Annotated in this window: 19 protein-coding genes; 7 read left to right on the plus strand and 12 right to left on the minus strand. The window is 61.3% G+C overall.

What is annotated here, in order from left to right:
- The 3 genes from alr to glmS form a co-directional block, all read right to left on the minus strand.
- On the minus strand, positions 1-974 hold a 974-nt coding region (gene alr, locus QMB98_RS08180), incomplete at its 3' end, for an alanine racemase (RefSeq protein ID WP_371685218.1).
- The gene (locus tag QMB98_RS08185) at positions 967-2,388 is read right to left on the minus strand and encodes a bifunctional ADP-dependent NAD(P)H-hydrate dehydratase/NAD(P)H-hydrate epimerase (RefSeq protein ID WP_371685219.1); all 1,422 of its coding nucleotides are present in this window, start codon (positions 2,386-2,388) and stop codon (positions 967-969) included. The genes QMB98_RS08185 and alr, both read right to left, overlap by 8 nt.
- A gap of 74 nt (positions 2,389-2,462) precedes the next feature.
- Positions 2,463-4,313, minus strand: coding sequence for a glutamine--fructose-6-phosphate transaminase (isomerizing) (glmS, locus tag QMB98_RS08190; RefSeq protein ID WP_371685220.1), 1,851 nt, complete (start codon positions 4,311-4,313; stop codon positions 2,463-2,465).
- Positions 4,314-4,364: 51 nt separating this feature from the next.
- On the opposite strand from glmS, the gene coaA reads away from it, so the two are divergent.
- Positions 4,365-5,318 (plus strand): type I pantothenate kinase, encoded by a 954-nt coding sequence (gene coaA / locus QMB98_RS08195; protein ID WP_371685221.1) that lies wholly within the window; start codon positions 4,365-4,367, stop codon positions 5,316-5,318.
- A gap of 59 nt (positions 5,319-5,377) precedes the next feature.
- Positions 5,378-6,301: an alpha/beta hydrolase fold domain-containing protein gene (locus tag QMB98_RS08200; RefSeq protein WP_371685222.1), complete on the plus strand. Its 924-nt coding sequence runs from the start codon at positions 5,378-5,380 to the stop codon at positions 6,299-6,301.
- A 248-nt stretch (positions 6,302-6,549) separates the two neighbouring features.
- Here QMB98_RS08200 and QMB98_RS08205 read toward each other — a convergent pair whose 3' ends face one another.
- Positions 6,550-7,323, minus strand: a complete 774-nt coding sequence (locus QMB98_RS08205) for a nucleotidyltransferase domain-containing protein (RefSeq protein WP_371685223.1) — start codon at positions 7,321-7,323, stop codon at positions 6,550-6,552.
- Positions 7,324-7,566: 243 nt separating this feature from the next.
- Here QMB98_RS08205 and QMB98_RS08210 point away from each other — a divergent pair, with 243 nt between their 5' ends.
- From QMB98_RS08210 to QMB98_RS08220, 3 genes are read left to right on the plus strand one after another with little or no spacing between them, the layout of a single operon-like run.
- Positions 7,567-8,949 carry a ribulose-bisphosphate carboxylase gene (locus tag QMB98_RS08210; RefSeq protein WP_371685224.1) on the plus strand — a complete coding sequence of 461 codons (1,383 nt, stop codon included), beginning with the start codon at positions 7,567-7,569 and terminating at the stop codon, positions 8,947-8,949.
- Positions 8,946-10,001, plus strand: coding sequence for a hypothetical protein (locus QMB98_RS08215; protein ID WP_371685226.1), 1,056 nt, complete (start codon positions 8,946-8,948; stop codon positions 9,999-10,001). The genes QMB98_RS08210 and QMB98_RS08215 overlap by 4 nt, the downstream gene beginning before the upstream one ends.
- A gap of 8 nt (positions 10,002-10,009) precedes the next feature.
- On the plus strand, positions 10,010-10,918 hold the full coding sequence (locus QMB98_RS08220) for a phosphoribulokinase (RefSeq protein WP_371685227.1): 909 nt from the start codon (positions 10,010-10,012) through the stop codon (positions 10,916-10,918).
- 349 nt (positions 10,919-11,267) lie between these two features.
- On the opposite strand, the gene QMB98_RS08225 is transcribed toward QMB98_RS08220, so the two are convergent.
- The 6 genes from QMB98_RS08225 to truA form a co-directional block, all read right to left on the minus strand.
- Positions 11,268-11,576: a hypothetical protein gene (locus QMB98_RS08225; RefSeq protein WP_371685228.1), complete on the minus strand. Its 309-nt coding sequence runs from the start codon at positions 11,574-11,576 to the stop codon at positions 11,268-11,270.
- Between the two features lie 55 nt (positions 11,577-11,631).
- Positions 11,632-12,333 (minus strand): DedA family protein, encoded by a 702-nt coding sequence (locus QMB98_RS08230; RefSeq protein ID WP_371685229.1) that lies wholly within the window; start codon positions 12,331-12,333, stop codon positions 11,632-11,634.
- Positions 12,334-12,341: 8 nt separating this feature from the next.
- On the minus strand, positions 12,342-13,688 hold the full coding sequence (gene glmM / locus QMB98_RS08235; protein ID WP_371685230.1) for a phosphoglucosamine mutase: 1,347 nt from the start codon (positions 13,686-13,688) through the stop codon (positions 12,342-12,344).
- 461 nt (positions 13,689-14,149) lie between these two features.
- Positions 14,150-14,638, minus strand: coding sequence for a 30S ribosomal protein S9 (gene rpsI / locus QMB98_RS08240; protein WP_371685231.1), 489 nt, complete (start codon positions 14,636-14,638; stop codon positions 14,150-14,152).
- 35 nt (positions 14,639-14,673) lie between these two features.
- Positions 14,674-15,117 (minus strand): 50S ribosomal protein L13, encoded by a 444-nt coding sequence (rplM, locus tag QMB98_RS08245; protein WP_371685232.1) that lies wholly within the window; start codon positions 15,115-15,117, stop codon positions 14,674-14,676.
- Between the two features lie 184 nt (positions 15,118-15,301).
- Positions 15,302-16,174, minus strand: coding sequence for a tRNA pseudouridine(38-40) synthase TruA (gene truA, locus QMB98_RS08250; protein ID WP_371685233.1), 873 nt, complete (start codon positions 16,172-16,174; stop codon positions 15,302-15,304).
- 58 nt (positions 16,175-16,232) lie between these two features.
- Here truA and QMB98_RS08255 point away from each other — a divergent pair, with 58 nt between their 5' ends.
- Both QMB98_RS08255 and QMB98_RS08260 read left to right on the plus strand, forming a co-directional pair.
- Entirely contained in the window at positions 16,233-17,003 is a 771-nt protein-coding gene (locus tag QMB98_RS08255; protein ID WP_371685234.1) for an ROK family protein, read from the plus strand.
- Positions 17,004-17,296: 293 nt separating this feature from the next.
- Entirely contained in the window at positions 17,297-17,734 is a 438-nt protein-coding gene (locus tag QMB98_RS08260; RefSeq protein WP_371685235.1) for a hypothetical protein, read from the plus strand.
- Between the two features lie 323 nt (positions 17,735-18,057).
- Here QMB98_RS08260 and QMB98_RS08265 read toward each other — a convergent pair whose 3' ends face one another.
- Positions 18,058-18,735: a GTP pyrophosphokinase family protein gene (locus QMB98_RS08265; RefSeq protein ID WP_371685236.1), complete on the minus strand. Its 678-nt coding sequence runs from the start codon at positions 18,733-18,735 to the stop codon at positions 18,058-18,060.
- A 484-nt stretch (positions 18,736-19,219) separates the two neighbouring features.
- The gene (locus QMB98_RS08270; RefSeq protein WP_371685237.1) at positions 19,220-20,923 is read right to left on the minus strand and encodes a hypothetical protein; all 1,704 of its coding nucleotides are present in this window, start codon (positions 20,921-20,923) and stop codon (positions 19,220-19,222) included.
- Between the last annotated feature and the right edge of the window lie 6 nt (positions 20,924-20,929).

Below are 20,929 nucleotides of genomic sequence, written 5' to 3' on the forward strand. Positions count from 1 at the left end.
TTAAAATCCACATCGATAACAAAATAATACAAACAGACCCGCCCAACGACGCGGGTAGGTACGCCGTTGACCACGAGCGGACCCGCGCTGGAGGCGGATCTCGGTATCCCATCCGCGTACCCCAGCGGGACCGTTCCGAGCCGCGTCTTCTTCGTGACCACTTCCGTGTGCCCGTAGGAGACTCCCGTGCCTTCCGCCACGTCGCGGACCGCAACGACCTTGGAGGTGAGGGTCATGACGGGCTGAAGACCGATGTCCTGGGAGGTGGCCGCCTCGGGATTGGGGCTCAGCCCGTACAGCCCGATCCCGGGCCGCACCATGTCGAAGTGGGTGTCAGGGTGCCAGAGCAGACCGGCAGTGTTGGCGAGGTGCCTGAGCTCGGGGTGAATGCCGTGGCCCGCAAGCAGATCGAGTGCCTCGGTGAAGACGTCCAGTTGGCGGGCCGTTTCACCGTTGTCTGGTTCGTCGGCGCGAGCCAGGTGCGACCACGCACCAATCACGTGCACGAGACCCTCCTCTTGTGCCTTCGCGACCTTGTCGGCGGGCCCCTGCAGGAGCTGGGGATCGAACCCGCCGCGCGCCATCCCCGTGTCGATCTCGATGTGCAGGCGGGCCGCACTACCCGAGGCGCGTGCCGCCGCGATGAGTTCCTCGAGAGCCCAGGGTGCACCCACGGAGATGTCGAGGCGCGCCTCGATGGCTCTCTCGAGGTCAGCGCCGGGGGCAAAGATCCACGTAAGAATCGGTATCTCGGGTTCGCTCTCGCGCAGAGCAAGGGCCTCGGACAGCTGAGCTACGCCCAGGTAGTCGGCTCCCGCTTCCACGAGAGTTCGTGCGACCTCGACGATTCCGTGCCCGTAGCCGTTGGCTTTGACGATCGCGGCGATCTTCGCCTTCGTGTGGGACTTCAGCAGGGCAAAGTTGGCTGCCAGCGCATCGAGGTCGACCTCTGCGCGGCCCACAAAGTCAGCCACGAAGAGCCCGCCTCATGGCGGTGGGGATACCGGCGATGATGTCCGTGGCCCGGATTGGGCCGGAGGAGTCACCTGCGGCCCCGTGGATCCAGGACGCTGCGGCCGCCATGAGGGCCGGCTTCCCGTGGCCCCTGCCGGCGCGCGCGAGATCCTCACCCACGGATGCCAGGAGCGTGCCGAGCAGGCCAGCATAGACATCGCCTGCGCCCGCGGTGGCCTTCCAGTGGGAGGGTGCGGGCTGGCTGTAGACGGGACCATCGGGTCCCGCAATGAGGTCGGTCGCTCCCTTGAGAACAATGGTGGCGCCGGTGATGGTGGCAGCAAGGCGAGCAGCCCTGATCGGCGCCTCCTCGACGTCCTGGCGTGTCACTCCCTCGCCTCGTGCTGACAGCAACTCGGCAAGCTCACCCGCGTGCGGGGTGAGGACGACGGTGGACGGCAGATCCGTGTAGTCGTCTTTGAGGAGCTCAAGAGCACCCGCGTCAAGAACCACCGGGTACTTCTCCTCGAGAGCGCGGTCCAGTGGCGCTTTCAAGCGATCAGCCTCGGAGGCGGGAACACCGGAACCGAGAACGGTTGCCTGGGCCCTACCCAGTCCCACAACCACTTCCGGGTAGCTGCGCAGGACGAGACCGGATGCTTCCGGGGAGTCGAGCCGGACCATGCCGGGACCTGCCGCGAGCGCACCACCCACGGACAGCACCGCCGCACCCGGGTAGAAGGCGGAGCCGGTACCAAGGAGCACGACTCCACGGGTGTACTTGTGGTCGGTAGGGCCGGGGACGGTCAGGAGGTCACCCACGTCCGAGGCCGACAGGGTGGCCATGGCCGGCTTGTCGATGAGATCAAGACCGAGATCAACAATCTCGACGCGGCCGCACGCGCGGGAGGCGGGAGGTGCGAGCAGTCCCGGCTTCGCGACTCCCATCGTGACCGTCACGGTCGCGGTCAGGTGCGGACCAACAAGTGAACCGTCGTCGATGCCGATTCCGGTGGGGCAATCGACCGCAACGATGATCGGTTCGGCAGGGGACGAGAGTCGTTCCTGCTCGAGCGTCTCGACTAGGGCGGCGAGCGGTTCGCGCAGGGGCGGGGTGATGCCGATGCCGGCAATGCCGTCGATCCAGACGCCAGCATCGCGGGCGGCGCGAACCAGGGCTTCCTCCCCCGGCTCGATCACGCGGCAGCCGCTGTACAGTGCCGCCTCGAGTGCGGCCTCGTGGACGGAACCTGACGTGCGTGCGATCTCAACCCGCGCTCCCCTGCGGGCCAGGTAGCTACCGGCATACAGCGCATCTGCACCGTTGTTGCCACCTCCCGCAAGAACCAGAATCTGGGAGCCTGAGACGTGATAGTCGCGGGCCGATAGCTCCTTCGCGACCACGGTCGCGAGCGCAAAGGACGCTCTCTCCATGAGTGGTACACCAGCGGCGAGGAGAGGCTCCTCCGCAGCCCGGACGTCTCTCGATCGGAAGGCTCTCAGCATCATTACTCCACGGTGACGGACTTGGCGAGGTTGCGGGGCTGGTCCACGTCAAGGCCCTTCTCCGATGCAAGCGCGCACGCAAAAATCTGGAGGGGAATGACGGACACGAGCGGGTGCAGAAGCGTCGGGGTCTCGGGGATCCGCAGAACAGCATCCGCAAAGTCGTCGACCGCGCTGTCACCCTGCTCGGCGATGCAGAGGACGCGGGCACCGCGTGCCTTGACCTCCTGAACGTTGGAGAGAACCTTCGCGTGCAGGACTGGGCGGCGCGGGGTCGGCACGATGAAGAACACGGGCTGGTCCTGCTCGACGAGAGCGATGGGTCCGTGCTTGAGCTCGCCCGCGGCGAATCCTTCGGCGTGAATGTAGGCGATTTCCTTGAGCTTGAGGGCGCCCTCGAGGGCAACGGGGAATCCAACGTGGCGGCCGAGGAACAGCACGGAGGTCACGTCCTTCATGTCCTTCGCGAGGGCCTTGACCTCGTCCTCACGGGAGATGACGTCCGCGATCTTGTCGGGCATGGCCATGAGCTCATCGAGGTAGGTGAGGACCTCATCGGAGTACTTGTTGCCGCGTAGCTGGGCCAGGTAGAGGCCGAGCAGGTAGGTTGCGGTGATCTGGGCGACGAAGGCCTTCGTTGACGCGACAGCGACCTCGGGGCCTGCGTGCGTGTAGAGAACGGCGTCGGATTCGCGGGCGATGGTGGAGCCGTGCGTGTTGACGATCGCAAGAACCTTCGCGCCCTGCTCTCGTGCGTGACGCACCGCCATGAGGGTGTCCATGGTTTCACCGGACTGGGTGATGGCAACGACGAGGGTCTTCTCTGAGACGACGGGGTCGCGGTAGCGGAACTCGTGTGCGAGTTCGACCTCGACGGGGATGCGGCACCAGTGCTCAATGGCGTACTTGGCGACGTGACCGGCGTAGGCCGCGGTACCACAGGCAACGACAATGATCTTGTCGATCCTGCGGAGGATCGCTTCGTCAATGCGAAGCTCATCGAGCATGAGGGAGCCGGACTCACTCATGCGACCAAGCAGCGTGTCGCGGACGGCTGCGGGCTGGTCGTGGATTTCCTTCTCCATGAAGGTGTCGAAGCCGCCCTTGACGGCCGCCTCGGCGTTCCAGTTGACGAGGAACTCCTCACGCTCAACCGGCTCACCGTCGAAAGTCTGAATCTCGACGGAGTTGGCGGTAATGGTGACGAGCTCGTCATGTCCCATCTCGATCGCACGCTTCGTTTGACCAACGAAGGCGGCTACGTCGGAACCAACGAAGTTCTCGCCGTCGCCAAGGCCAACAACGAGGGGCGAGTTGCGGCGTGCCGCAACGACCGTGTCGGGATTATCGGCAGCGACAGCCACGATCGTGAAGGAACCCTCGAGTTGGGCGACGGTGGCGAGCATCGCCTTCGTCAGGTCACCCTCCTTCTTCAGCGCGAGTGCAAGGTGGTGGGAGACGACCTCAGTGTCGGTCTGCGTGGCGCGTTCGATTCCCTGTTCGGCAAGTTCGCGAGAAAGTTCGGCAAAGTTCTCGATGATTCCGTTGTGCACGATGGAGACGGATCCATCGAATGAGAGGTGAGGGTGAGCATTCTCATCCGTCGGTCCACCGTGAGTTGACCAACGGGTATGTCCGATCGCGGCGGTGGCTTCCGGAAGCGGCTTTGCTTCCAGCTCATCCAGGAGGTTCTGAAGCTTTCCTGCCCGCTTGGCCTGCGAAATTGTCCCTGTTGTGACCGCGACGCCCGCCGAGTCGTAACCGCGATACTCGAGCCTGGACAGCCCCTCGATCACGACATCAACAGCCCGAGTGGACTTTTCTGTGCCTACATACCCAACGATTCCGCACATACTTCCAGCTCCTTGCAGATGATTTGGTTCTGAGATGACAAACTATAGAACATGACCCAATCCCCGGCTACAAACCCGCTGGATCCTTTCCTCCATCTTACTCGCGATCACTGGGACTCTCTGGCAACCAGCACACCTCTTCCGCTTTCTTCCGAAGAAGTGTCGAAATTGTCGTCTTTGGGTGACCCGATCGATATGGCCGAGGTCGATGCGGTCTACCGTCCGCTCAGCGCCCTGATCCAGATGCACGTGGAATCGGCGCTACGTCGCCACATCCGGGTCAGCGAGTTTCTTCGCACCACGGAGGACCACACGCCGTTCGTCATTGCGATCGCTGGTTCTGTGGCCGTGGGCAAGTCCTCGGTGGCGAGACTCCTCCAGCGCCTGCTCCAACGCTGGCCCTCCACTCCCAAGGTTGAGCTCGTCACGACCGACGGTTTCCTCTACCCGAACCAGGTTCTCGAAGAGCGCAACATCATGCACCTTAAGGGCTTCCCGGAGTCGTACGACAGGCGCGCGCTGCTCCGGTTCGTGCGGGCGGTCAAGGCGGGCCACTTCCCTCTCGAGGTCCCAATCTACGATCACGTCACGTACAACATCGTGAAGGACCACGTGCAGCGCGTGAACTCGTGCGACATCGTCATCATCGAGGGCCTGAACGTGTTGCAGGCGCCGCGACCGGACTCGACCGGCCAGCTGTCGGCGGTCTCCGACTTCTTTGATTTCTCGATCTACGTCGATGCTCAGATCGAGCACATTCGGTCCTGGTACATCAACCGGTTTCTCCAGCTCCAGCAGACCGCCTTCGTCAATCCCCGCTCCTACTTCACCCGCTACGCGGACCTCAGCACGGAGCAGGCGGAGGAGATCGCGAACGGGATCTGGGCGGGAGTCAACGCACCCAACCTGACGAACAACATTGAGCCCACGAGATCACGAGCGACCGTGATCCTGAGAAAGGGCTCGGACCACCGCATGGAATCCGTCTACCTGCGCAAAAGCTAGCGTATCCTGTTAATGCCATCTGATTCTGGTGGCGTGTGGAGACCCGGGAGGCGGCGAGCATGAGTGCAGAGTTTCGTCCTGATCGTTGGGTCATGGCATGGATGGTTCAGACGCGTTCCCGCATGACAGGAGCATCCAACTTCCCCATCACAACCAATCAGGTTGACGAAACCACCGTCTCAGTCGATACCCGCAGCGGCCCCATGAGTGCCCTCCTCTACCGTTCCCGCGGCATCGGCCCGCTCTCGGGTGACGGGCACTCCCGCCCTCCCCTGCACATCCAGCTTCACGGCGGCGGCCTCATCGGGCGGGCCATCCGAGAAGACGAGCACATCAGCCGCTTCCTGGCCTCCGAGACCGGTGTCGTGGTGCTGGCACCTCACTTCCGGGCCGCCCCTCAAGTCACCTTCCCCACCACGGAGCAGGACTGCTTCGATGTCCTCCAGTGGGCGCAGTCGGTTGCCGACCAGTGGGGCTGGGACCGCGACCGGATCACGGTCGGTGGATCCGGAACGGGAGCGAAGCTCGCCATCAATGTTGCCCAGCAGGCATTCGAGGCCCGCCTTCCCCTTTCCGGTGTCATCGCGACAACTCCCGTCACGGACGTCAGCAAGACCAACAAGAATCCGGTCCCGGAACCCGAAGACTCAAAGTTCGCGTTCCTGTACCGCACGTACTCGAAGATGGTGGCGTTCACGGCGGACGCATACTTCCCGGACCCGGACTCCCGCATCCTTCCTCTCGCGAGCCCCGCGTACGACCTTGCCCTCGTGAAAAAGCTCCCGCCCACCCTCATCCAGGTCGGAACCGGGGACCTGCTCAAGGACGACGGGTTGGACATGGCGAAGCGCCTTCACAAGGCCCGCAAACCGCACGTGCTCACCGAGTACGAGGCAGGCCACGCCTTCACCACCAATGGCGCCGATGACATCATCGAAGAAGCCCTGCTCGACCAGGTCACGTTCCTCAAGAGCCTGTACTAGGTCACGATCTGCCACGGGCTCCAGAGTCCACACCATGAGGCCGGTCTCAACGCCAAGCCAGAGGCTCGAACTCTAAATGGCGCCAGCGGGGACTGTCACGCGAAGCCTTTGCGGCCTCCCGCGAGGGTTGATCACAGTATTCTGACCGCAATCGGTGATCTCACGGGTCGCTGAACCGCCAACGACGTGGGCTGGGGCGAGCTAGTGACCACGTGGGCCAGATGAGCTCGCGTCCACGTGGGCTGTCGCTAGACGAATGAGAGTCCCTCGGCCTCCAGCCACTCAAAGAGTGCGTCGATGAGGGCAGAGCACGCTGGGGCTTTGTCGTAGGAGACGATGAGGTTGCGGATCAGGCGGTCGGATCCCATCGGCTTCTTCTCTAACTCCTCGAGGTAGCCAAGCAGCCTCTTCTCTCCGGGGTGGGTCTGCTTGTTCACTGCAAAGACAATGTCGAACCAGCTGGCGAGAACGGACGTGGTGCGGTGTTGGAGGGACACGAGATCATCCCTTTGCGCCGCCTTGATGATCTGCTCCTCGAGGGAGAACATGACGCCTCGGAGTAGACGCGAGTTGTAGGTGACGATGGAGCGGGTCAGGTCGTCTGAGTTCTCGAGTGCTGCAAGGTCTTTGAGCTCATCGAGCTTTGCTCGATACTCGGGCTTGCTACCCACCTCCCGCCACTGCCTGATCGTGTGCCAGAAGGCCGTCGTGTATCCCGTCTTTGGCTCGTGGTCGACCACGACCCTGCGCAGGTCCGAGATCGTGTCGACAAGGCTCCAGAACATGACGTCCCGGACCTCGTACTCGTTCGCCCAGGCATCGCCGTCACCGAAGTGGCCGGGAGCAATCGTGTAGCGAGTAGGACGCTGGCTCTCGATGTATTCCCTACGCCACTCAAGATCGACCTCACCCACGGTCAGGATGCAGGTGTCGATATCCGAGAACTCATCGGCGACGCCGCTCAACACTGAACCGGATTCGTAGATGGCGGCGACGGATGGGTGCTCGAGGAAGTCTTTCATGACTACAGCCTAGCGACGTGAGAGGTCGAACCAGCGAAATCCGTGAATCCTAGGCCCTCCGGCCCGATTTGGCCCATTATCTCGCCGAAAAAACCGGGACAAAGCCGGGGCAATGTGCGCTGAAGCACGAAGGTCCCAACACGGCACAGCTTTCAAAGAATAGCCTCAGTGGCTATACCACACCGAACCGAATAAGGAAAATTCGGACACCTGGTATGTGCCACACGCTGTTAGGAGCTCACGATGGACCAGTCATCTCGCTACGTCGACCTGTCACTGCGCGAGGAGGAACTGATCGCGGGGAACAAGCACATTCTCTGCGCCTACCACCTCAAGCCGAAGTCGGGGACCGGTTTCCTCGAGGCGGCCGCGCACTTCGCCGCGGAGTCCTCGACGGGAACGAACGTGGAAGTCTCGACGACTGACGACTTCACGAAGGGCGTCGATGCCCTCGTCTATCTCGCGAACGAGGAGACGGAGGAAGTACGCGTTGCCTTCCCGCTCGAGCTGTTCGATCGGAACATCACCGATGGTCGGATGATGATGGTTTCGTTCCTCACCCTGACCATTGGCAACAACCAGGGCATGGGCGACATCGAGTACGCGAAGATGTACGACTTCTACGTTCCCCGCGCCGCCATCTCCCTCTTCGACGGCCCCTCCATGGGGATCGCGGATCTGTGGCGCGTGCTTGGACGACCGGTCGAGGACGGTGGGTACATTGCCGGCACCATCGTCAAGCCCAAGCTGGGCCTGCGACCCGAGCCGTTCGCGGAGGCAGCATACCAGTTCTGGTTGGGTGGCGACTTCATCAAGAACGATGAGCCGCAGGGCAATCAGGTGTTCTCCCCCATGAGGCAAACCATTCCGCTCGTGCGTGACGCGATGAGGCGGGCCATGGACGAGACGGGCGAAGCCAAACTGTTCAGCGCGAACATCACGGCCGACAGTCACGACGAGATGCTGGCACGCGGCGAGTTCATTCTCGAAACCTTCGGCCCCGACGCCAACAAGGTGGCGTTCCTCGTTGATGGTTACGTTGGTGGACCCGGCATGATCACGACAGCACGGCGCTGGTTCCCGAACCAGTTCCTCCACTTCCACCGCGCCGGCCACGGCGCCATCACCTCCCCGAACTCGAAGCGCGGCTACACCGCCTACGTCCTCGCGAAGATGTCGCGCCTCCAGGGCGCCTCCGGCATCCACGTCGGCACCATGGGATACGGAAAGATGGAAGGTGAGCGGGACGATCGCGCCATCGCCTACATCATCGAACGTGACGAGTACGAGGGTCCCGCCTACACACAGCATTGGTACGGCATGAAGCCGACAGCTCCGATCGTCTCGGGCGGCATGAACGCGCTCCGCCTGCCCGGGCTGTTCAACAACCTCGGGCACGCCAACATCATCAACACCGCCGGTGGCGGCGCCTACGGCCACATTGATGGTCCCGCGTCCGGTGCGCTCTCGCTCCGTCAGGCACACGAATGCTGGGAGGCCGGTGCCGACCCGGTCGAGTGGGCACTGACCCACCGGGAGTTTGCTCGCGCCTTCGAATCCTTCCCCTACGATGCTGACGTCATCTACCCGGGATGGCGGGAGAAGCTGGGCCAGGGGCTTTCATGATGACCGCTCCCCCACAGATCCTCACCCACTATCTCCTCGAGGTGGCTGACCGGCGCGGTCAGCACGGCTATTCGCACGCGCTCTCAACCGTTGCCACCGCTCTCAAGCTCATCTCCGCCATGGTCTCCCGCGGCTCCCTCATCCTCTCTCCCGAGTCGTTCACCAATCCGGGAGTAACGGAGGAGCTGAATGAGGCGCGGAGATTGAAGAGCACGAGGATCGTGCTCGAGCAGGCCGCAACCTGCGGTGAGATCGCTGCCGTGTCCTTCTCCGATGAGTCGATCATCTACCAGGTGACACAGGGCGCTCCCTATCTGCTGTCGATCGACGTCATGCATCACACGATCACACTGGCCGAGAACCAGCCGATCGGCATCGCCTTCTCCATCACGGAACGCAAGTCCGGGACAGAGACGGTGACGGAGGCGGACTTCCTGCGCGCGGGAACAGAACAGCTGAGTGCCGGCTTTGCCCTGTTCGGTCCCGTCTCCGTCCTCATCCTGACCACGGGCGAGGGAGTGGACGGCTTCACCCTCGATCAGAGCGTGGGCGACTACGTGCTCACCAGCCCGTCCATCGCGATTCCGGAAGATTCCGACGTGCTCGCCGTGGATCTCTCTCACGCGCAGAGCTGGAGCCCGCCCCTGCGGCGCTACGTCGATGAGCGGATCCGGTCTTCCCAGGCCCAGGGCGGGCGGCGCTGCACGATGCGGTGGAACAATTCCGCGATTCTCGGCGCTTTCCGGGTGCTCATGAACGGCGGGCTGTTCATGTTGCCCGAGAGCGACCAGGGCGGCCTCATTCCGCTCCTTCACACGGCACAGCCCCTCTCGATGCTGATCGAGCAGGCGGGTGGGCAGTCGACCGACGGCGCGAACCGGATCGCCACGATCTGCCCGAAGAGCCTCACCCACCGGGTCCCCATCGTCTTTGGCGCACCCGATGACATCCAGACCATCGAAGCGTACTCGAGCGGTCACGACACCAGTGACGAACCCGAAGGCAACTATCCCCTCTTCCACAATCGGACCATCTACATCCGAGGCGACTAGGAGCACCCATGTCCCGCAAACACCCCATCATCGCCATCACTGGATCCTCCGGGGCCGGCACCAGCACCGTGACCAACACGTTCCAGCAGATCTTCGATCGCGAGAGGATCCGCTCCGCGATCGTCCACGGCGATTCGTTCCATCGGTACGACCGCGCCGAGATGAGAGCGCAACACAATAAGGCCGTCGAGGAGGGCAGGCCCCCGCTTTCTCACTTTGGGCCGGAAGCCAACGACTTTGAGGCCCTCGAGTCCCTCTTTGAGAACTACGCCGAGGGCGGCACCGGCAGGATACGCCAGTATGTCCACGACGAGATCGAGGAAGCGGAGCTGGGTTCGCCCCCGGGCACGTTCACCCCGTGGGAGGACCTGCCGGCCGGATCCGACCTGCTCTACTACGAGGGTCTGCACGGGGCTGTCCGTACCGACGCCGTCGACATCGCAAAGCACGTTGATCTGTGCATCGGTGTCGTTCCCATCATCAATCTCGAATGGATTCAGAAGATTCAGCGCGACAAGTCGGCTCGCGGTTACTCGACCGAGGCCGTGACCGACATGATTCTGCGCCGCATGCCGGACTACGTGCACTACATCTGCCCGCAGTTCAACAACACGGACATCAACTTCCAGCGAGTGCCGATGGTGGACACGTCGAACCCGTTCACGGCCAGGTGGATCCCCACCCCCGACGAGTCCATGACGGTCATCAGGTTCAAGAACCCGCGCGGCATTGACTTCCCCTACCTGTCAGCCATGATTCCCGGTTCGTTCATGTCCCGCGCCAACTCCATCGTCATCCCCGGCGGGAAGACCGACCTCGCCATGCAACTCATCTTCACCCCGATGATATGGCGGCTGATTGACAATTCGCGCAAGGCACGGGGACTGCCCGGCCTCCCACAAAAGCCCACGTATTAGCGGGCAGTAAGCCGCGGAATGCGGCCCACAGAGCTCACGCCCCTCATCTCAAAGGGTAGTACGGTGCGGGACGTGACAGGGCGGTAGAAAGAATGGACTCTCTACCGCCCCTTTTTCTTGGACTTGGCTTGTGTTCTTGGTCTTGACTCCCACTCGAGCCCATGTTGTTAAGTCTGCGTCGAGCTCGTGTTCTTGAGTGTCACTCGAACTCGTGTTCTTGACACGTTCTTGCGATCTTGAAACGTGCTTTTGATCATCTGTTGCTTGTGATCTGTCACGGGCTCGACCAGTTACAGGCTGGACATATCGGCTGGAATAGGTGCCCGCGTTGGTGGCTCGCCGCTGACTGTTAGGCAGCCCAGTAGCCGACTGCGATGGCGATGATGATGACGACTGCGGCAAGCAGGGTCACGACCGGCATCGGGATCGAGGTGCGAAGCTGGGGACGATCCAGGTATGCGGCGCCCTGGCTCTGCAGCGGTGTCATCGGAGCCCCTCCCCAGGGAGCCTGCTGACGGACCGGCTGGACCCGGTGAACGGGCGGGGCCTGAACGGGACGACGGTTGCCTACCGGGGCGAAGTGGTTGGGTGCCTGGTAACGAGCAGTAGGTGCGTAGCTGTAGTTGAAACCTGCTGGGCGGTTTTGGATTGCGGTCATGATGTTTACCTCCTGAGAAGACGATAGAACATCTCAAAACCGCATGAAACCGCCGTTACAGGTGAGTGGTACCCGGGGAGTCCGCCCCACCATCAAGGTGGTTTTTCGACCACTCTTCTGCTGCCTTCTCCGCGGCAGCGTAACGCTCCGGGAAGAACCTCTTCTGAAGGAAGGTGATGAGGTGGGAAACGATGACGCCAATGATGATGCCGCCGACTATTCCCGCCAGCATGGCCAGCAGGGGGTGACCCTCGAGAATATGAGCAGCCCCAATGCCTATCGCCACCGAGTAGGCGGCCCACATCATCGACGACAGAGCATCAACAACGGAGAAGGTTGACCGCCTGTAACCGATCGATCCGGCCCCCATGTTGACCGCGATGCGGCCGATGGGAATGAAACGGGCAGCCATGATGAAGACGGGGCCGTGGGACAGCAGGAGCGCCCCAGCCCGTGCGTACGCGCGGGCACCCCTCCCCCTGTTGAGGAACGGAATTTTCTTGACAGGGATCCACTTGCCGATCGAATAGGCAACCTGGTCGCCGATGAAGGCACCGACCGCGGCCACGGCCCACAGGATGATGAGGTTGGGGCCCTGGGAGGAAACCGTCAGTGCCGCGAGGGCAATGACGATGGATTCTGATGGGAAGGGTGGAAAGAATCCGTCAACGATGCACAGGGCGAAAGTGGCAAGCAGAGCCCACGGTGAGGCACCCGCCGAAATGACCCAGTCCTGGATCGAATAGAAAATATCCACCAGCGCAACTAGAGGCTCAGGCGGTCAGCAACCACGTCAGCGAGTTCCTTCGCAACGCGGTCTGCCTCCTCCTGGGTCCCAGCCTCAACCATGACGCGCACGAGGGGTTCGGTACCGGAGGGGCGGAGCAGAACTCGGCCCGTCTCCCCGAGGCCCTCCTCGGCCTCCGCTACGGCCGCCAGGAGCTCCTCATCGGTCTTCGCGCGGGCCTTGTCCACCCCGGGCACGTTGATAAGCGTCTGGGGCAGGCGGTGAATGAAGCTTGCGAGGTCCCTGAGGGTCTTGCCGCTCTTCGCGACCTGCTCTGCCAGCAGCAGAGCGGTCAGCAGGCCGTCGCCGGTCGTTGCGTACTCTGCAGCAATGACGTGACCGGACTGTTCGCCACCGAGTGCGTAGCCGCCCTCCCTCATGGCTTCTAGGACGTAGCGGTCACCCACGGCGGTCTGGATGGTCTTTATGCCCTGGTCCCTCATCGCCAAAATGAGTCCAAGGTTCGACATCACGGTAATGACGAGGGTGTCGTCGGGTAGGTTCCCCGTTTCCTTCAGGCCGACAGCGAGGACTCCGAGGATCTGGTCGCCGTCGACCATGTTGCCCTCGTGATCGACGGCGAGGCAGCGGTCAGCGTCGCCATCGAAGGCGACACCGAAGTCGGCCTCGGAGGCAACGACGAGAGCCTGGAGCTGCTCGGGGTGGGTGGAGCCGCAGTGGTCGTTGATGTTCTTGCCGTCCGGGGCGGCGTTGATGACGACAACGTCAGCGCCCGCCCTGCGGAGTGCTTCCGGACCCAGAATGCTTGCCGCACCGTTCGCGCAGTCAACGGCGATGCGGAGGCCGGACAGGTCGGTCGACAATACTGTGGAAAGGTGATCGAGGTACTCGCGGGAGGCGACCTCGTAGTCGTCACCAATCTTGCCAACACCGGAGCCGACGGGACGCTCCCACTCCTCACCGAGGGTGGCTTCAATGACTTCCTCGGTGGCGTCCTCTAGCTTGTAGCCGTTGTGGGCGAAGAATTTGATGCCATTATCTGGCATGGCGTTGTGGGACGCGGAGATCATGACGCCAAGGTCGTAGTCAAGGTTCGCGGACAGGTACGCGATTGCGGGGGTGGAGACCACGTCAACGTGGGTGACATCCACGCCGGCGGATGCGAGGCCCGCGGCAACAGCCTGGGCAAGCATGGCTCCCGATTGGCGGGTGTCGCGTCCGATGATGGCGCTGGGGCGAGTGGTGGCTTCACGGTCCTTCAGGAGCACCCGTGCTGCGGCTTCACCGAGCTGAAGCGCCAGATCCGCTGTCACAAAGCGGTTGGCTAGTCCACGTACTCCGTCGGTCCCAAATAGTCGACCCACAATATTCCCTTCACACGGTAACTAATCTGCACCAAATGTACCGCAACTGGCACCGCCGGGTCGTGGGACCACCAGGATTGAGAAAGATCCAGGTACGCAATCCTTCAGGATTGAATGCATCATTGCCGAAACCTGATGGAATGTGAGAAAGCTCGATTCTCGTGAAGTCACCGACGTCCGTAGGAGTCCCACGTTTGTCACCGCGAAAGACTAAGAAAGAGAGCCGAGAACGGATTGGCGAGATAAGGACTGTTGAAGAAAACTGCTGGAGAAATATTGCAGGAAACAAAACGTTGGAGGTAATTCACCTGGATCAGTTCACCTGAGGCAGTTCACCTCAAATAGTGGGCTGCAACCATGTCGTCCGAAACAGTTCGAAATACTCGCTTGGGAGCCTGAGGGTATCGCCGGAAAAACAACTCACCCCCGCATAAGCGGGGGTGAGAACAGTTCGGTAAAGCTTAACGCTTCGAGAACTGCGAAGCCTTGCGGGCCTTCTTGAGGCCTGCCTTCTTGCGCTCAACTGCACGAGCATCGCGCGTGAGGAAGCCAGCCTTCTTCAGTGCCGGACGGTTGTGGTCGCGGTCAATGTTGTTGAGGGCGCGGGAAATGCCGTGACGCAGAGCGCCGGCCTGACCCGAAATGCCACCACCGTTGATGCGAGCAATCACGTCAAAGCGGCCCTCGATGTCGAGGAGCGCGAACGGGGAGCTCACGAGCTGCTGGTGGATCTTGTTGGGGAAGTAATCTTCCAGGGTGCGACCGTTAATGCTCCACTGTCCCGTTCCGGGGACGAGGCGGACGCGTGCAACGGCCTCCTTGCGACGGCCAAGTGCTTGGCCGGGGGCGGTCAGGGACTGGCCCTGGCCTGTCTCGGGAGCATCGCTGCTCACTGTGTACGAGCTTGGGGCATCCTCAAGCTCAACATCTGCTGCGGTAGTCTCTGCCACAGTTCTCCTTAAAAGTTCCTGGTCCGTGCGGGGCTCTACTGAGCCACCTGGGTCAGCTCAAAAACCTCGGGGTTCTGGGCCTGATGCGGATGCTCTGCACCTGCGTAGACCTTGAGCTTATTAATCTGCTGGGCTGCGAGTCGGTTGTGAGGGAGCATTCCCTTCACGGCCTTCTCAACGGCGCGCTCGGGGTACTTCGTCAGAAGCTCCTCGTATGAAACTGCGCGCATGCCACCCGGGTAACCCGAGTGGTGGTAAGCGAACTTCTGCTGACGCTTGTTGCCGGTCAGGCGAACCTTTTCAGCGTTGATAATGATGACGTGGTCACCCAGATCAGCATTGGGAGCAAAGTTCGGCTTGTGCTTCCCACGGAGCAGGGTGGCAACCTGAGCTGCCAGTCGGCCGAGCACAACGTCGGTGGCATCAATGACGAACCACTTGGAATCAACGTCGCCGGGCTTAGGTGTGTACGTACGCACGGGCTATGCCTTCGTTTCTCATGTGGGGCAAGCTGCTCGCATGGCTCACGGTCAGCTTCCACCAAGGTGAATGAACAAAATTAGTTGTTGCTTTCAACGCCAGGCGAGTGGGAACGCGCAGACGGATAACACAACTCTCATAACTGTAGTGGCACGGCCCAACCTGGTCAATTGCTTGAGCCAGCTATGTGAGTGGGTTCTCACGGACTTGGCGCGCCACTTTAGCCTGTTCAGCGTATCGTTCCGGTGCCGGATAGTCCACTCGTTCCAGGGTGAGCCCGTGGGCCGGAGCCAGGATCACTCCCCTGTCCCGACTCTTCTCACTGAGCCGTTCCCGCGGCCAGGTGGTCGGCTTCCTCTTCCTACCGACCTCGATGAGGGAACCAACGATCGAACGCACCATGGAATGGCAGAAGGCATCGGCCTCCAGATCCACGACAACCAGTCCAGCATCCGGCCCAATCTGGGGTCTCGTCACGTTCAGTTTCCGGAGCGTGCGAATGGTGGTTGCTCCCTCGCGGGGCTTGCAGAAGGAGAGAAAATCGTGCTCCCCCAGCAGCTCGAGTCCGGCCACCAGCATCTCCCCCTCATCCAACGCCTCGGTGCGCAGAGCAATATGGCGGGTAAAGACCGAAGGAACGGCGCGATCATCGATCCGGTACCTGTAGGCGCGGCCCGTGGCAGAGAACCTAGCATCAAACTCTTCCGGCACCACTGCCGCGGAGGACAGCACGATGTCACCGACCTGCTTGTTCACGGCATTGCTTTCGCGAGCGAGAACGCCGCCGACGCGAGTGAGCAGTGAGGTCTCCGGGGTGCGGTCGGATCGTCCCGGGAGCCTAGCCCACGCATCGCCGTCGACATCGACGTGGGCGACCTGGTGGGAGGCGTGCACCCCAGCGTCGGTCCGTCCCGCCACCGTCAACTTCACCTCGTGCCGGAGAACGGTCTCGAGCGACTCGGTCAGCACGCCTTCAACGGTTCGCAATCCGGGTTGCGTTGCCCAACCGTGGAAGTGGGTACCGTCGTAGGCGAGATCGAGGCGGATGCGTTTCATTCCATCAGTTTCGCACACGAGGGCAGGGTCCTAGACGCCACATAGTAGTGTTTTCGTCATGGACAACAATTCGCATGAGGGGCCGCTCACGCTCGGAGTGGACTGCGGTGGTGGCGGCATTAAGGCCACAGTTCTCGACGCAGGTTCCTTTCAGATCGCTCCCGCCCTCAGAGAGCCCGTGCCCTACCCCCTTCCCCCGAAGAAGCTGATCTCGCTCGTGGAGGGGATGGCCGAGCAGCTGCCCGCCTTTGATCGGATCACGCTGGGCATGCCGGGAATGATCCGTCACGGCGTCGTCATTCACACCCCGCACTACATTTGTCGTTCTGGTCCGCGCACGAAGCCCGTACCTGAGCTCATTGCACAGTGGAAGGACTTCGACATGCAGGGGGCAATGACCGAGAAGTTCGGCACTCCTTCACTCGTCCTCAACGACGCCGAGGTCGCCGCCTCGGGTATTGTGACCGGCCAGGGACTCGAGTTCTTCATGACTCTCGGAACCGGACTCGGTACCGCCCTCGTGGACCGCGGAATTCTCGCTCCCCACCTCGAGATCTCCCACGCACCGATGCGCTGGGGACTTACTTTCGACGATGTTCTCGGTGAGCACGAGCGGCGCAGGCTCGGAGACTCCGCATGGTCGCGCCGCGTCCTGCGGGCCATCGAACTCCTCTACCCTGTGCTCCGCTGGGACACCATCTACATTGGCGGAGGCAACGCCTCCCGCATCTCCCCACAGGCCCGCGAGCGCATCCCCGAGGCAAACTTCGTGTCCAACGCCGCGGGCATGTCATCCGGTGTTCGTGCATGGAGCCTGTCGGGTAGGTAGGGACTAGGGTTCAGAGTCAGTGGCCGCGAGAACTCTCGCAATAGTTTTCAGCTTCGACCGTGGTGTAGGAAGCGGAATCAAACGGATGATCGCACCCTCGCCTGTCCTGTGAAAACCTCCGACGACAAGCAAACGATCGGTAAACAAAGTGCCCTCACGTCGCTCAAGCGTTATTCAACTACTAGGCTTGATTCATGCTCAGAAGACTCGGAGTTATCGTTCTCAGTCTGCTAACCATGATCAGTCTAGCGGCCTGTACCGATAACGAGACTCCACCGGATGAGGAGACTAGCGTGAGCGTAGCTACCGAAGACCTTCCCGCGCAGGTTCGCGCAACCCTTGAGGACGAAGGTTGGAATGCACTTCAAAACGGAAGCACTGGAGCACTCAACACGATCGTCGAAATGGAAAAAGCTGACGACTCTGGGAATAGAGGTCACTTCATGCTTCAGTCCCGCCCATCTCACAGCGACCCCGATCGGTATCGCCAGTTGCGCATCGAGAACCTTGAGGCTGACTCGTCTGTTGAGAACGTCATCGACGCGGGCACTCGGGAGTTCGGATCCTCCCCAGCATTTGGACTCCAGTACTTCAATGTCAATAATGGCCGCACGACACAATCCTGGTACACCCAGAACCGGGACAGTCTTCTCATTATCACGGTCGATTATCCCGGAGAGGGCGAGATTCCCTCCGACATCGTGGACGTCTTGGATGCAGTGATCCTCTAGTCACAGTTCCTCCGCGCAAGAGGACGCACCGGTCATCTACCGCACGTGAGGGTGCTCGTCCTCGTGACGAGCACCCTCAACCTTTGTCCAGGGCCCAGTGAAGTGTCACGTGACTGATGAGGTACATAACGCCCCGACACGCCGAACCCAGACACGCTTTTCTCCCTTTAACCCCGACATCCGCTAGCCTCTGAGCATCATCACAGTTTGTCGTCGCATCTGCCTGAATCTCGCTGCGGTCGTAGTTGATCGCTCTCCCACAGGTACCCTCCACGAACTTCACAAGAGCGTTCCTCATTCAAGCCTAAAACCGCCCCGTGACTCTAAATATGCGACCCCGGGTCCCTCAGTTCCTTCAGAAGCTCCTCCAGGGTTGTCTGGGGCGAGAGCTCAATCCGTTGATTCCCATCCTCGGGTTCTTGGGGATGGAGGGCCTTCACTTCGTCGCTGACCGTCTCCATGCGAACGTCCAGATCGTTGGCGACCTGGGCTGCGCTGTAGAGCTGTTCCTTCAGGTGAGCGGGAATCTCTGAGTCGAACTTGTAGTAGATCTTGTGCTCGAGGCTGGCCCAGAAGTCCATCGCGATCGTTCTGATCTGAATCTCCACGTGGACCTTCTCCTCGGCGTTCGAGAGGAAGACAGGGATCTCAACAATGAGGTGGAGGCTGCGGTAGCCGTTGGGCTTGGGATCGCGGATGTAGTCCTTGACGTCCAGGACCGTGACATCGGGCTGCCTGGTCAGCATGTCAGCGATGATGTAGGCGTCCTTGAGGAAGCTGCAGACGATGCGGATGCCAGCAATGTCGTAGATGTTGTTGCGGATCCCGTCGATGGAGATGGGGTAGCCGCGGTCCTTCACCTTCTTCAGCAAGCTTTCGAAGCTCTTCAGCCGACTGCTCACGTGCTCGATCGGGCTGTAGTCGTGGAGCTGAGTGAACTCAGCCTTCAAGATGTTGATCTTCGTCATGACCTCGTCGAGGCCGAACTGGTAGGTCAGCATAAAACGAGTCAGGCTGGTACGAAACTTCCTCAGATCCTGCATTTGCGTGCTCTCCAAGAAGGGCGCGAGATCGTGATCTTTCGATTCGTCGATGCTCATAGCTAAGTCGTTCTCCAGTTCAACATGCGTCATTGCCGGCGGACGAAGTCCCCCACTGTGCCTCATCCATTATGTCAAACCACAGGTACGAACCCTACACCGATGCAAGGAACCACGGGAACGTTCTACGGAGTCTTCCAGCTTCGAGCATCGGACCGACGTGCACATTCTGCCTCCTCGGGAACTGGACCTTTCGAAGCCAAACCTTCCCGCAACGGCCTCATGGCCTCCAGGAACGAATGGTTCTGAGCCTGCGTGGCTACTTGTGAGCGCGGGTGGGTTGGCTTCTTGGTTCGAGAGTAGTCGTGAGCGGTGGCAGAAGAACTCCACCACCGCTCGCGACTGCCCTTTACTGGGCAACAGATTGACTATTCAACCTTGAGCGTTACTCGACCCTGTTAATCGCGAGTGTGTCGATTCCGTCGCCGTTCCAGTCGCCCACGGCGATAGTGTCGGAGACGAGACCGAACTCGACGGAACGTTCAGCGGTGCCACCTGCGAGAGCGTTGTTGACGTGGATGACGTTGCCGCGGCGCAGCGTCACGGTGTCGATGCCATCCCTGTTGAAGTCACCAACAAGCACCTCATCGCCCACGCGTCCGTAGTTGTAGCTTCGTTCCGCATTACCGCCAATGAGCTGGTTGTTGATGTGGAAGGTCGTGGACCTGCGGATGCTGATCGTGTCGGATCCGGAACCGTTCCAGTCGCCAACGAGCACCTCGTCGGCTTCGCGACCGTAGTTGAAACTGATCTCGGCGTCGCCACCGGTGAGAGTGTTGTTCAGGTGGAAGGAGTCGCCACGGCGAATACCGAGGGTATCGGTGCCGTTACCGTCCCAGTCGCCGACAATGACATCGTCGCCCGCCCTGCCGTAGTTGAACTGGTAGTCAGCGTTGCCACCCGAGATCGTGTTGTTGAGATAGAAGGTGGTGCCTCGGCGCACGCCAAGGGTGTCGGTGCCATTGCCGTCCCAGTCACCAACGATGACCTCGTCGCCTGCCCTGCCGTAGACGAACGACTGAGCGATCGTGAGCGAGTTCCAATCGTTCGTGATGTGGAAGTAGTTCTTACCCGTGGGTTCGGGTTCAGGGTCCGGTGCGGGTGCCGTCACTGGATTGCCCGAGACCGTTACCGTCGATCGGTACGTCGTGCCGGTTGAGGTAGTCGCGGTGATGGTGGTGGTGCCGCCACCCACGGCGCGATACTGACCGTTCCGATCAACGGTCACCACATTGGCATTGGAAGAGGAGTAGGTGGCAGCAATGCGGACGGGAACCGCGGGTAGCCAGGTCGACGCCTTGGCGGAGCCGGTCACCGCAGCCATACCGGTTGCACCTGAGGTGAGCTGGGAAGGAATCTGGAGTGACCCGTTCAGCCTGCTCAGGTTGGAAGCGTTCACAGCAGTCTCAAATGTGTAGGTGCCCTTCAGCTGCGTTCCGGTTGCATTGCCCGAGACCGATCCGGTCATCCAACCAACGGTCACGCCACCGACCCGTGCGAAACCGTAGTAGCGGTAGTTCGGGTTGATGAGGTTGTAGAGGTGGCCGGTATCGTTGTTGAATTTGCCGTTGTAGCGGATGAGATCATCACGCTCCCCCGCCCACGAACCGTTCTCAATGTCAGCGATGGCGACCGCGATGTCGGCCTGGGTTGTGAGGATTTCTGCAGGCCAGCGACCAAGAAGATCCGCTTCCTTGTAGGAGCTGCCATCGGGACGCGTGTGACCCCAGTACACGTTCTGCTCGTAGGCACGCTGCAGTGCGGACTTCTCCATGTTCGTGTCCCACACGACGGCGTTGATGTACTGCTCGCGAGTCATGCCCTTGTCCTGGACGACCTGGTAAAGGGGCTTACCATCGAACAGGACTTCCTTATCGTCGTACATCTTCGCCCGAAGTTCCCTCAGAGCGGGCATGGCCTTCGACTGGATGCTGGGCTGATCCACGGCCAGATCGCTCTCGATGAGAGTGCCGTTACCCGGGTCCGTTCCCAGGCCTGGATCTGGCGCCGCCGAGGCAGGCGATGCTACTAGTGCGGTCGTGAGGAACAGGAGTAGGGCGAGAGCCGAGCCGAGAACACGAGAGGCCACGAAGCT

This window comes from Flaviflexus sp., from assembly GCF_041440645.1.
Classification (GTDB): Bacteria; Actinomycetota; Actinomycetes; order Actinomycetales; family Actinomycetaceae; genus Flaviflexus.